Source organism: Streptomyces hainanensis (genome assembly GCF_004348415.1).
Classification (GTDB): Bacteria; Actinomycetota; Actinomycetes; order Streptomycetales; family Streptomycetaceae; genus Streptomyces; species Streptomyces hainanensis.
Genome location: NZ_SMKI01000210.1, coordinates 1 through 13,111, shown reverse-complemented (window position 1 = coordinate 13,111; position 13,111 = coordinate 1). Strand labels below are relative to the sequence as shown.

Here is a 13,111-nt window from a genome sequence, read left to right as displayed (position 1 = left end):
GGCTGAAGTCGACCAGCCGGCAGGACGCCGCGTAGGGCACCAGCGGCTTGCACACCTCGGCCGTCAAAGGGCCCATCCGCTGCCCGAGCCCGCCGGCCAGCAGCGCCCCGCGCACCCCGGGCGGAGCGTCGTCAAGACTCGCCTCCAGGGCTCGCGGGAGTCACCCGATCCATGACGTCCCGGCCATGGGAGCGCTCCCAATCCATCCCGGTATTCGACCGCACTCATCGTGGCCACGTCAATGAGTGGGCGGAGGCCGCCTCGACGAACACCCGCTGACCCCAGTGGACCGCGAGACGCTCGGCGACCTCGACCAGCCGGCGCGGCGTACTCGGCCGAGCACGACTGAACCAGCAAGTTCATTTCGCTGATCGCATCAGCTTGATTGAGAACCACAAAGACCTTTACGTTGAACTCATGAGTTCAGAAGATTCTGGCGACGACCGCCTCGATCCCCGCCTGCTCGCACTGATCGGCGTCGTCCTGCTCGGCGGCCTGCTGGGCATCCTCAACAGCACGATGGCCGCCGTGGCCACCGAAGAACTGGCCGGCTCCCTGGACGCGTCGCTCTCCACGGTCGGTTGGGCGTCCACCGGGTTCCTGTTGGCCGTCACGGCCACCATCCCGTTCACCACCTGGGCGGTCGACCGCTTCGGCGCCAGGCGCCTCTGGCTGGTCGGCCTGGCGATCTTCCTGACCGGGTCCCTCACCGCCGGCCTGGCCTGGGACGTCGGCAGCCTGATCGCCTTCCGCACCCTGCAGGGCTTCGGCGCCGGCCTCCTCGACCCGCTGGTGCTGATCCTGCTGGCCCGCGCCGCCGGGCCGCACCGGGCAGGCCGGGTGATGGGGCTGATGGGCGTGGTGCTCTCGCTCGGACCGGTCCTCGGGCCGGTCGCCGGCGGCGCGGTGCTGAGCGGACTGTCCTGGCGCTGGATGTTCCTGCTGAGCGCGCCGCTCGGGCTGCTCGCCCTGGTGCTCGCGGTGCGCGTGCTGCCGTCGGACGCCCCGGCGTCCGACGGCACGTCGCCCGGCGGCACGTCGCCCGGCGGCCGGCTCGACGTCGTCGGGCTCGCGCTGCTCGGCCCGGGCTTCGCCGCCGTCGTACTGGCGCTCTCCCAGACGGCCGAGCGGTCCACGGTCACCGCCTGGCAGGCGCTGCTGCCGCTCGCGCTCGGCGCGGCGCTGCTCGCCGGCTACGGGGTGCACGCGGCGCGTGCCCTGCGCGCGGCGCACGACGCGCGCCGTACCCCGCCCCTGGTCGACCCCCGGCTCTTCGCCAACCGCGGGTTCAGCGCGAGCGTCACCATCATGGGACTGGGCGGCGTGGCCAACTTCGCCGCGTTCTTCGCGCTCCCCTTCTACTACCAGCAGGCCCACGGACACGGGGTGTTGGCCGCAGGCCTGCTGATGTCGCCGGTGGGGCTCGGCGGGGCCGTCGCCATGCCGCTCGCGGGCCGGCTCTCCGACCGGGTCGGCGCCCGTGGCCTGGCGATCGGCGGCGCGCTGTTGGCGGCGGCGTGCGCCCTGGTGTTCACCCGGTTCGACGCGGGAACCCACGAACTCTGGCCCGTGCTGGCCGCGTTGGCCCTCGGGCTCGGCATGGGCTGCTACAGCTCGCCGACCATGGGCTCGCTGTACCGGGCGCTGCCGGCGGCGCTGGTGGCGCAGGGCAGTTCGGTCCTCTACATGCTGAACCAGCTCGGCGCGGCGCTCGGAATCGCCTGCGTCACGCTCGTCATGCAGACGGCGCCCGACGCGATCACCGGTTTCCACCGGGTCTTCTGGCTGGTCACGGCGGTGCTGGTGCTCGTGTTGTGCACCGTGCCGCTGTTGCCCGGCCGCCCGCGGGCCTCGGCGGTGGCCGCCGCCGGCGCGGCCCGGGGGGCGGTGTCCTCGGGTCAGTCCAGGTAGACGGTGACGGTGAGCGGCAGGTGGTCGGAGGCGTCGGTGTCGTCGACGGCGAAGTCGCCGAAGGAGATGTCACGGGCGCCGAGGATCCAGTCGACCCGGCGGTCCGGATCGACGGCGGTGTCCCGGTCCCTGACCTCGGGGTCCGGTGCCTGGTCCTGCGCGCTGTGCAGGCCGGCGGCCGCCGTCGCCTCGATCTCGGCCGAGCCGGGGAGGGCGTTGAGGTCGCCGGCGAGCACGGTGTGCGTGCCGTCGCCCGTGACGTCGAGCAGCCGCTCGAAGACGTCGGGGAACGGCGAGCCGTGCGCGGTGACGACGCGGGCCGTCTCGCCGTCGGTGAGCCGGAGGTCGGCGGCCGCGTAGGAGCGGTCGCTGGCGAGTTCGCCGGTCGCCGAGTCGAGGACCGGCAGGCTGGTGAGGATGACGTTGCCGGTCTGCCGGTCGCGCTCCGGCGACCAAACGGCCGTCACGTCGAGGCGGCGCTCCAGCCAGCCGACGAGGTCGAACCCGCCGGAGCCGACGCGGCCGCGCGGCACCTCCTGGAGGAGCACGACCTGGGCCCGGGAGCCGCGGATCACGTCGAGTACCGCCCCGGGGTCGAGCTCGCCGTCCCGCGCCACGGCCTGGTGGACGTTCCAGCTCAGCAGCCGGTACATGCCGCCCGCCGTGTCGGTGGACAGCGGCTCGGGGCCGGCGCGCAGCGCGCCGGCCAGCGGCGGCGCGGCGAGCAGCAGGGTGGCGAGGACGACGGGGAGGAACGGGCGCGGCAACGGCGTCGGCACGAGGATCACGCGGCTGGCGACCCAGGCCACGGCGAGGGCCGCCAGGACGGGGAACACCCAGCCGGGGAACGGCGGCCGGTGCGGCACCGCCAGCAGCATGGCGACAAGCGCGGCCGCCGCGGCGTGCGCGGTGACGGGGCCCGGCAGGGTCAGCGGGAGCGCGCGGCGCAGCGCGGCGGGCAGCGTGGCCAGGGCCAGCAGCGTGGCGGGGACGGCGGCCCAGGCCGGCAGCAGCACGAGGCCGAGCACGCCGACGGCCAGCGCGGCGGGGACCACCGGGGCCGACCAGTCGGGCTGGGCCGCGGCGGGCAGCGACAGCACGGCGACGCCGAGCAGCGCGCCGACGGCTGTCCACAGGCCGGCGACCGTGGTGGAGAGGTCGGCCTGTCCGGCGAGGTAGCCGGGCGAGGCGAGCAGGACGGCGTAGAGGCCGACGGCCGGGCCGAGCAGCGCGGTGGCGGGGATCCGCCCGCCGGGTCGCCCCCACGGGGCGGCGGTGGCCAACGCCCGGACCGCCTCGCCCGGCGGCCGGAGCGGGCCGGCGGACGGCGTCGTCAGGTACAGCCCGCGGGCGAGGACGCCGAGCGCGGCGACGAGCAGCAGGGCGACCGTCCAGCCTCCCCCGGCTACCGCCGGGAGGTGCCCCCATCCGCCGCCGCGGCGGATCGGGTCGACGAGGTCGAGCGGCAGCCGCAGCGCGACGTCGGCCGCGACGGCGAGCGCGACGGCCCGACCGGTCCGGCGGGCGCCGGCACGGCGGGCGGCGAGCAGCAGCGTGACGACGGCGAGGGCGGCGGCCAGCGCGACGAGGAACAGGCTGCGGAGGGCCGGGAGTTGGACCAGCAGCCGGAGCACGGCGAGGGCGCCGAGCGCGGCGGGCAGCGCGCGCCGCCGGCCCAACCACCAGGCCACGGGCCCGGCCCCGAGCGCGGCCGACGCGACCACCAGCGGTAGCCCCACCGTCGCCGCGTCGCCGAACGCGGTTCCGGCGAGGCGCAGTATCTCCAGAACGACGAGGGTGGTGACCCCGACGAGGGCGGTACGCGTCATGGTGCCGCACGCTACCGTGCGCCTGCCGGCGGCTTACCAGGGCCTCGGGGCCTGGCGGCCCCGTGCGGAGCGGCTCCGCCGCCGGCCGAACCGGTCCGGCCCCGCCCGGCCGCACCACGGGCGCGAGCGGCGCTCCGCGCGGGTACGACGCGAGCCCGGCGTCGGGCACACCGCCCAATGGGCCCGGCGCCCAGGCCTGTCCACCCCACAGGTGCGTGACCTCGGCGCCTGCGGCCCGCCGCCCGGCTCCGCCGCAAGGGCCCGGCCGCCCCGCCAGCGGACACCACCTCCGGGCCTGCGGCCCCGTCCCCGCCCGGCCGCACATCGGAGCCAACCGCCCCACGGGTACAGGGCCTCGGGGCCGCCGCGCCCTCCCACGGGCGCCCGGCGCCCGCTCCTCGCCGGGCGGCTCCGCCGCGCGGACGGCACGGGCTGACCGCCCAACGGGCCGGGGCCCACGGCCCCTGCCGTGCGCGCCGGGCGATGTCGCCAGGGCTGAGCGCGCCGCGCCGTGCGGCTCCGCCGCGGGGGCGGACGGCCGTCCGTGCTCACAGGCCGCGCCCCGGGCTCCCGGCGTGGCCGCGGGCGAAGCCCGTGCCTGCGGCCCGTGCCGCGCCGCTTCGCGGCCGGGCGAAGCAACCCGCCGCAGGCGGGTGGCCCCGGGGGCCGTGGCGCCGCCCCGCGCGGGCGGCGGTTGGTCGGGAAGCCCGCGCAGCGGCACCGCTTTCGCGGAGTGAGACAAGTCTGATCTCGTCGTGATCGCGCGGGATAGGGTGGCTCGTCTCAACACAGTGCGCGTGTTATGGCTGGAGCAATCGTGGACGGGGTGCAGTTCCGGCTCTTGGGACCCGTCGGCGTCTGGCACGCCGGGCGGCTGATGGGTCCGGTCGAGGCGCGGCAACGGACGGTGCTGGCGCTCTTGTTGCTGGACGCCGGCCGCGCCGTGCCGTCGCGGCGGTTGGAGCGCGCGCTGTGGTACGACGCGCCGGTGGAGTCGGCGGCGGAGGCGGTGCGCGGGCATGTGGCGCGGCTGCGGCGGTTGTTGGGGCCGCTCGGGGGGCCCGAGCTGGTGGACTCGCCCGAGGGTTACCGGCTGTTGGCGCACCGCCGGCAGGTGGACCTGTTCCGGTTCCGGGAGTTGGTGCGCCGCGCGTTGGCCGGGGATCGGGATCCGGAGCGGGCGGCGGCGCTGTTGCGGTCGGCGTTGGCGTTGTGGCACGGTCCGGCGCTGGCCGACGTGGCGGGGCGCTGGCTGCCCGAGGAGGTGGTCCCGGGGATCGAGGAGGAACGGCTCTCGGCGGTCGAGAAGCGCGCCGAGTTCGAACTGTTGTTGGGGCGGCAGCAGGAGGTGGCCTCCGAGCTGCGCACTCTCGCGGCGCAACACCCGCTCCGCGAGCGGCTCCTGGTGCTGCTGATGGCCGCGCTGCACCGCAACGGCGCGCGGGCCGACGCGTTGGCCGTGTACCGGCGGGCCAGGGAGCGGTTCGCCGAGGACCTCGGCATCGAGCCGGGCGGCCAGTTGCGGCGGACGTACGAGGCGATCACCGGCGGCCGGGAGTTGCCGCTCGACCTGATCGGTGAGGAGTTCAGGGCCGGCCTCGGCACCGGGACGCCGCCCTCGGAGCCGACCCCGGTTCCGCGGCAACTCCCTCCCGACACCGAGACGTTCACCGGTCGGGACGAGGAACTCGCCGCGCTGGACGGGATGTTCCCGACCTCGGGACCCCGGCCGTCGGGCCGGGCCGCGGTGTGTGTGATCACCGGCGCCGGCGGCATCGGCAAGACGGCGCTGGCCGTGCACTGGGCGCACCGGGCCAGGCGGCGGTTCCCCGACGGCCAGCTCCACGTCGACCTGCTGGGCTTCGGCCCCACCCAGTTGGCCAGGCCGACGGCCGAGACGGTGCGGCTCTTCCTCGACGCGCTCGGCGTGCCGCCGCAGCGGATACCGGTGTCGGTGGAGGCGCAGGTGGGCCTCTACCGAAGCCTGATGACGGGCCGGCGGATGCTGATCCTGCTGGACAACGTGGCGGACTCGGACCAGGTGCGGCCGCTGCTACCGGGCGCGCCCGGCTGTCTGGTGCTGGTCACCAGCCGGGTGGAGCCGACGGCCCTGGTCGCGGCCGAGGGGGCGCGGACGCTGCCGCTCGACGTGCTGTCCGCCGCGCAGTCGCGGGAGTTGCTGCTCCGCCGGCTGGGGGCGCACCAGGTCGCGGGCGACGACGAGAACGCCGTGGGCGACATCGTCTCCCAGTGTGCCGGGCTGCCGCTGGCGCTGGCCATCGTCGCCGCGCGTGCCCAGGTCAGGCCCGGCTTCGCACTGCACGCGCTGACGGCCGGGTTGGAGGGGACGCCGCCGGGGCTCGACGTGTTCGACGGTGGCGACCCGACCACCAACGTCCGCACCGTGTTCTCCTGGTCCTACCGGGCGTTGAGCCGTGAAGCCGCCCGGCTTTTCCGGCTGTTGGGGCTGTTGCGGGGGCCCGAGATCTCGGTGTCGGGGGCCGCCAGCCTGGCGGGGTTGCCGGTGCGGGCCACCAACCGGCTGTTGGCTGAGCTGAGTCGGGCCCACCTCGTCATCGAGCGGTCGCCGGGCCGCTACGGCTGGCACGACCTCCTGTGGGCGTACGCGCGGGAGTTGACCGAGGCGCAGGACTCGGGCGTGGAGCGGCACGAGGCGCGGCACCGGCTGCTCGACCACTATCTGACCAGTGCCGGCATCGGTGGCGAGTTCCTGGACGAGCACCATCGGATCCCGCTCGTCCCGGCGCCGCCGCGGCCGGGGGTCACGCCGGCGCGGATCACCGACGAGGCGCAGGCGCGGGCCTGGTTCGGCCGGGAGTACCCGGTGCTGCTGGCCGCGATCCGGCAGGCGCAGCTGCTGGGTTTCGACGCGCACGCCTGGCAGCTGGCGTGCGTGCTGCGCGGCTACCTCACCCAGCAGGGGCGCCTGGAGGACCAGGCGACCGCGCACCGCATCGCGTTGACCGCCGCGGGCCGCCTCGACGACCCCAACGCCAGGGCGCACGCCCACCTCGGCCTCGGCCAGGCCCTGTTCCGGCTGGGTTCGGACGGCGAGGGCGAGGCCCAACTGCGATCCGCGCTCGCCCTGTTCGGGCAGACCGGCAACGTGATCGGGCAGGCCGTGAGCCACATCTACCTGAGCATGCGGCTCGAACGGGAGGGCGACCACGTCGCCGGCCTGCACCACAACGAGGAGGCGCTGCGGCTCTACCGGCAGGCCGGCCACCGGGCGGGCGAGGCCCGCAGCATGAACAACATGGGCTGGTTCCACGCCAAGATGGGCGCCTACGAGCGGGCGTTGCGCTGCTGCGAGGAGGCGCTCGACATCCAGCGGGAGCAGGGGAACCTGGCCGGCGAGGCCGCGGCGCAGGACAGCCTCGGCTACATCCACCACCTGATGGGCCGGCACGAACGGGCCATCGCCTACTACGAACAGGCGCTGCGCTTCCGGCGCGACGCGCGGCGGCTGCCCGCGGGGCTCACCCTGAGCCGGCTCGGCGAGGCGCAGTTGGCGGCCGGGCGGCACGCGGCGGGCCTGGCCACGCTGCGGCGGGCGCTCGAACTGCTCGACGAGTTGGCGCCCACCGAGGCGGCGCCGGTGCGGGCCAGGATCGCCGAGCTCACCGCGGAGTCGGAAAACGGGGCCGATTCGGGCGGTTGAGTCGCCCGGGGGCGGGCGCGGGACGACATCGCGCGTGCCCGCCCTGCTCAGCGGCGGCTTCGCGGACTACATTGCTCGCCATCGACACCTGCCGGGGCGCGAACGGAGACATCGTGGACGGCGACGGGGACCGTGTGGAATTCCGCCTCCTGGGGCCGGTGGGGGTGTGGGCCGGTGGCCGCCAGCTCGGCCCGGCGACCGCCCAGCAGCGGACGGTGCTGGCCACCCTGCTGCTCGACCCGGCCCGGGTGGTGGCCATGGACCGGTTGGTGACGGCGGTCTGGGGTGCGACGCCGCCGGCCACCGCCCGGAACGCGGTGCAGGGCGTCGTCTCCCGGCTGCGGCGGCTGCTCGCGCCGTTCCCCGAGGTCGAGTTGGCCACCTCGGTGCGCGGCTACGAGCTGCGTACCGACCCGGACTCCGTCGACCTGCACCGCTTCCGCCGGCTGGCCAGGCGGGCCCGTGGCGCCGGCGTCGCCCCGGAGGAGGCCGCCGAACTCCTGGGCGCGGCACTCGGGTTGTGGCGCGGTCGGGCGCCGCTCGTCGACGTGGCCGGGCCCTGGCTGCCGGACGCGGTGGCGCCCGGCATCGAGGAGGAGCGGCTGGCGGCCGTCGAGGCACTGGCCGCGGCCGACCTGACGCTCGGGCGGGACGCGGCGGTGGCCGCCGAGCTGTCCCCGTTACTTCCCGAACACCCGCTGCGGGAGCGGATGGTGAGCCTGCTCATGGTCGCCCTGCACCGCGGCGGGCAGCGCGCCGAGGCGCTCGACGTGTTCCGCCGGGTGCGCCGCAGGTTCGCCGACGACCTGGGCATCGAGCCGGGCGACGAGCTCCAGCGGCTGCACCAGGCCATCCTCGCCGACCGGGAGGCGTCCTGGCCGCCGGCGGGTGCCGGCGGCCGGCCGCCGGCACCCACGCCAGGCTCCGGGGCCGTGGCCCGGGTGCCACGTCAACTCCCGCCGGACACCGAGGCGTTCATCGGCCGCCGGGCCGAGCTCGCGGTCCTCGACGGCCTGTTGCCGCGGCCCGCGTCGGCCGGCGAGGCGGGCGGCACCCCGGTGTGCGTCATCACCGGCACGGGCGGCGTCGGCAAGACCGCCCTCGCGGTGCGCTGGGCCCACCGGGTCAGGGAGTCCTTCCCCGACGGCCAGCTCTACGTGAACCTGCTGGGCTTCGGCCCGGGCCGCCCGGCCCGCCCCCCGGCCGAGGCGGTGCGGCTCTTCCTCGACGCGCTGAACGTGCCGGCGCAGCGCGTCCCCGCCGCCGTCGACGCCCAGGTCGGCCTCTTCCGCAGCCTGCTCGCCGACCGCCGGATGCTGATCCTGCTGGACAACGCGCTCGACTCGGCCCAGGTGCGGCCGCTGCTGCCGAACTCCCCCGGCTGCCTGGTGCTGGTCACCAGCCGCAACGAGCTGACCGGTCTCGTCGCCGCCGAGGGCGCCAGGCCGCTGTCCCTCGGCCTGCTCTCCGACACCGACTCCAGGGAGCTGCTGGAACGCCGTCTCGGCCGCGGCAAGGTGACCGCCGAACGGGAGGCGGTCGACGACATCGTGGCCCGCTGCGCCGGCCTGCCGCTGGCACTGGCCATCGTGGCGGCCCGCGCCGGCTCGCGGCCCGCGTTCCCGCTCGGCGCCCTCACCTCGGGCCTCGACGACGACTCGGGCCCAGGGGAGCTCGGCTCGCTCGACGTGTTCGACGGCGGGGACTCGGGGGCCAGCGTGCGCACCGTCCTCTCCTGGTCCTACCGGGCGTTGACGCCGGCAGCCGCCCGGCTCTTCCGGCTGCTCGGGCTCGCCCTGGCCCCGGAGATCTCGGTGGCCGGCGCCGCCAGCCTGGCCGGGATACGGCCGCGCGCCGCGCACCTGCTGCTGTCCGAGCTGACCAGGGCCCACCTGGCGTGGGAGCGGTCGCCCGGCCGGTACGGCTGGCACGACCTGCTGTGGGCCTACGCGGAGGAGCTGGCGCTGGAGCGGGACGACGCGACCGAGCGGCGGGCGGCGCTGCACCGGCTGCTCGACTACTACCTGCACGCCGCCAACCTGTGCGACCAGCAGCTCGACCAGTACCACCGGGTGCCGATCGCCCTGCCGCCGGCCCGCGCCGGGGTGACCGTGCCGCGGGTCACCAGCCCCGCCCACGCCGTCCGGTGGTTCCTGCACGAGCACCAGGTGCTGCTGGCCGCCATCCGGCACGCGGCGCGCCACGGCTTCGAGAGCCACGCCTGGCAACTCGCCGGCGTCAGCCGGGGGTTCCTCTCCCAGCACGGCCACTCCGCGGCCCAGGCGGCGGCCCACCGGATCGCCCTGGAGGCGGCGACGCGACTCGGCGACCCCCGGGCGCTCGGCCACGCCCAGATCGGCCTGGTGCAGGCGCTGATCAGGCTCGGCGACGACGCCGAGTGCGAGGAGCGGCTGCACACGGCGTACGAGCTGTTCGGCGCGGCCGGCGACCGGGTCGGTCAGGCGCTGACCCACATCTACCGCAGCCTGCTGCGGGACCGGGCCGGCGACTACGCGGCCGGGGTGCGCCACAACGAGCAGGCGCTGCGGCTCTACCGGCAGGCCGGCCACCGGGGCGGCGAGGGCCGGTCCATGAACAACGTCGGCTGGTTCCAGGCCCAGTTGGGCAAGTACCGCGAGGCGCTGGCCAGTTGTGAGGCGGCCCTGCTGATCCACCGCGAACTCGACGACGGTCCGGGCGAGGCGGCCACCCTGGACAGCCTGGGCTACATCCACCACCGGCTCGGCCACCTCGAGGAGGCCGTCGACTACTACCGGCGGTCGCTGCGCGGCCGGCACGACTGGGAGCACGCGCTGGCCGCCCGCACCCTGGGCCGGCTCGGTGAGGCCCAACTGTCCACCGGCCGGCTCGTCGAGGGCCGCGAGACGCTGCGTCAGGCCCTCGCCCTGCTGGAGAACCTGGCGCCGGGCGACGCGGACACCGTGCGCACCCGCATCGCCGAACTCGACGGCCCCGGCAGTGGCGTCGGAGGCGACGTGGGGCGCCCCGCCTAGCCGGCCGGCGCCGCCCGGCGGCCGGCGAGGCGGCGCGCCAGCTCCCACACGGCCAGCGCGATCGCGAACGCCTCGGCCCCGAGCAGCAGCCCGGCGCAGAACAGGCTGTACCAGAACCGGCCGGCCAACGGGCCCTCCGCGAGGCCGTCGGCCGCCCACGCGAGGTACTCGACGAACACCGGGACCAGCAGCGAGAACCAGGCCGTCACGCCCACGAAGCCCGCCAGCCACAGCCAGCGGAACCACCGCCCGACCCGCAGGTCCGTCTCCGACGAGGCCGCCAACTCCTCCGCCTGCTCCTCGGTGAGCCGGCCGAACGCCCGTCGCAGCAACAGCGACTTGACCCGCCACAGGTTGTGGCAGCCGAGCGCGTTGACCAGCACCGCGTACAGGTCGGTGCGCAGGAACACCATGGACTGCCACAGCATCTGGACCACCTTGACGAACACCCAGGCCGCCAGCAGCGCGTCCACCGTGCCGGGCGGCGACCAGGCGCCGACGTCGATCGCCAGCCGGCCGGCGAGCAGCGCGGCGAGCAGCACCGAGTCGACGGCGAGGCCGCCGAGCAGCGGGCCGTAACGCCGGCGGCGCGGCACCGTCCACAGCTGGGTGAGGTCCGTCTCGAAGACCAGCATGATCATGCGGCGGTCGATCCCGAACCGGGTCTGGATGCCGAGCGCCCGCGCGGCCAGCCAGTGGCCGCACTCGTGGCTGGCGGCCGCGAACCACACGAACGGCACCCAGGCCAGCGCGCTGACGCCGATGTCGTCGAAGGCGAAGGCGTCCTCGCCGGGTTCCGGCACCAGACCGGGCCGGAGGACGAGCACGCCGACCGCGAAGAGCAGGCAGGCGGCGTAGCAGGCCCACGCCACCGGGCCGAAGAAGGGCCGGACGGTCTCCTGACGGATCGCGGTCATCCACCGGCGCGCCTGGATGGGCGCGTTCTTCGCCGGCTCGGACCGGGCCGGGTCCTCCCCGTCCTCGCCGTCCTCGCCGTCCTCGGCGAGGAAGCCCAGCTCGCCCAACGTCTCGACGAACGACGGGACGTTGACCGGCTGGCCGGCGAACGCCTCGGCCTCCGCGGCCGCCTCGTCGACGGTGGCACCGCGCCGCAACGCCTCGATCACCACGCCACCGACCGCCGGGATGGTGACGAACGTGCCGGTGGCCGGATCGCCCACCAACACCTCGTCGTCGCCCTCCGGCACCACGCTGAGCGGCCGCAGCCGCACCGTCGTCGTCATCCGCGCTCCCGGGAGTCGGCCGGCGCCAGCGCGCACACCGGGCAGTCCGGGTTCCGGGTGAACGGCTGCCAGCTGGGCGCCAGGCCCTCCCGCAGGTCCAGGACGATCCGGCCCCCGGCGGCGCGCGGCGGTTCGAAGCCGGTCAGGTGCCGCTTCGCCTCGAACGCGACCAACGAGCCGATCAGCGTGGCCATCGGGCCGGTGAGCGGGTTGCTCAACTCGATCTTCTCGGCCAGCCGCAGCGCGGCGCCGGCCGAACTCCCCGGCGCCGGACGGTCGGCGGCGTCACAGGCCAGGCAGGGCGTGCGGCCGGGAATCACCGACTGGTACATGATCTGGGACGGCGTGCCGCCGCCCCCGACGAACGGCACACCGGCGCGCACCGCGGCCTCGTTCACCCACAGCCCGGCATCCGGGTGGCCGTCCACGCCGCCGGCGATCAGGTCCACGCCCCCGGTCAGGTCCGCCAGGTCGTCGGGGCCGGAGATCCAGCGCTCGACGGCGCGGACCTCGATGGTCGGGTCGTACTCCCGCACCCACTCGGCGGCCCGCTCGGTCTTGGCACGGCCCACGTCGCGGTGCCGGTACAAGAACTGGCGGGCGAAGTTCCTGGGTTCGACGCGGTCGCGGTCCACCAGCGTCAACCGCCCGACGCCGAGCCCGGCCAGGCACTGCACCAGCGTCGAACCACCGCCGCCGACCCCCAGCACCAGCACGTGCGCGGCCCGGAGCCGCCGCACGAACCCGGCGCGCGGACGGTCGAGTCCGGCATAGGCGCCGAAGAACGAGAGATTGGAGAAGTGCCGGGCGTCCGCCGCCGGTTCGCCGAGCCAGCGGCCGTCGGCGTCCTCCACGAGCCCCAGCGAGTCCAACCCGGCGAGGCCGTCGGCCACCTCGGCCTCCGTGACCTCGAATCCACGCGCCACGAGCGCGTCACTCAACTCGGCGGTGGTCCACGCCCCCCGGCTCAACTCGCCGAGCAACGCCGCCACCCGACCCGTCGGATCGCCCAGCGTCACCGCCTCACGGGCGTCGCGCACCACCAGGAGATCGTCCCCGACGGTCTCCCACACGCACTCCTTCAAGGTGACCCGCATCGTCTCCCCGCTGAGCCGAACGAACGTGACGAAGAAGAACCGCGGGGAGGGGGAGCACCACGGCCAGGTGCCCCACCCTCCCCGCGGAGGCCGTCAGCAGACGGTGTCAGTGGCTCAGGTGGCCGGGTTCTGGGTCGCCTTGACGGCTTCGACCTTCTTGACCTTGATCTCCATCTCACTGCCTCCTCGCTGAAAGGGGAACGGCCCGGGTTACCGCCCGGCGTGAGCCGGGGGTGTGAACCGCTGCCGCCAAGGGTGGGGGGCGGCGCTGATTCCCCACTGACGGGCCGCTGATCCGCGCGGCGCCCTGCCGGGGGGAGGGGCTGTCTCTTAT

General features: G+C 75.5%; 7 protein-coding genes. 3 read left to right on the top strand and 4 right to left on the bottom strand.

Features of this window, described 5'->3' with window-relative positions:
- Positions 1-115: sugar phosphate nucleotidyltransferase (locus E1283_RS38865; RefSeq protein ID WP_279571277.1), on the bottom strand; the 115-nt coding region annotated here is incomplete at its 3' end.
- A gap of 302 nt (positions 116-417) precedes the next feature.
- Here E1283_RS38865 and E1283_RS19790 point away from each other — a divergent pair.
- Positions 418-1,911, top strand: coding sequence for a DHA2 family efflux MFS transporter permease subunit (locus E1283_RS19790; protein WP_132819432.1), 1,494 nt, complete (start codon positions 418-420; stop codon positions 1,909-1,911).
- Here E1283_RS19790 and E1283_RS19785 read toward each other — a convergent pair.
- Positions 1,899-3,740, bottom strand: a complete 1,842-nt coding sequence (locus E1283_RS19785; RefSeq protein ID WP_132819431.1) for an endonuclease/exonuclease/phosphatase family protein — start codon at positions 3,738-3,740, stop codon at positions 1,899-1,901. The two genes, E1283_RS19790 and E1283_RS19785, sit on opposite strands and share 13 nt — an antisense overlap.
- An 802-nt stretch (positions 3,741-4,542) precedes the next feature.
- On the opposite strand from E1283_RS19785, the gene E1283_RS19780 reads away from it, so the two are divergent.
- Positions 4,543-7,422: an AfsR/SARP family transcriptional regulator gene (locus tag E1283_RS19780; RefSeq protein WP_132819430.1), complete on the top strand. Its 2,880-nt coding sequence runs from the start codon at positions 4,543-4,545 to the stop codon at positions 7,420-7,422.
- Positions 7,423-7,535: 113 nt separating this feature from the next.
- A complete protein-coding gene (locus E1283_RS19775; RefSeq protein WP_243744958.1) occupies positions 7,536-10,436 on the top strand; it encodes an AfsR/SARP family transcriptional regulator in 2,901 nt (966 codons plus the stop codon).
- Here the strand turns inward: E1283_RS19775 and E1283_RS19770 are convergent.
- Positions 10,433-11,680, bottom strand: coding sequence for a hypothetical protein (locus E1283_RS19770; RefSeq protein ID WP_132819429.1), 1,248 nt, complete (start codon positions 11,678-11,680; stop codon positions 10,433-10,435). The genes E1283_RS19775 and E1283_RS19770 overlap by 4 nt on opposite strands.
- Complete coding sequence (locus tag E1283_RS19765; RefSeq protein ID WP_132819428.1) at positions 11,677-12,777, bottom strand: HesA/MoeB/ThiF family protein; 1,101 nt, start codon at positions 12,775-12,777, stop codon at positions 11,677-11,679. The genes E1283_RS19770 and E1283_RS19765 overlap by 4 nt, the downstream gene beginning before the upstream one ends.
- Positions 12,778-13,111 lie beyond the last annotated feature (334 nt).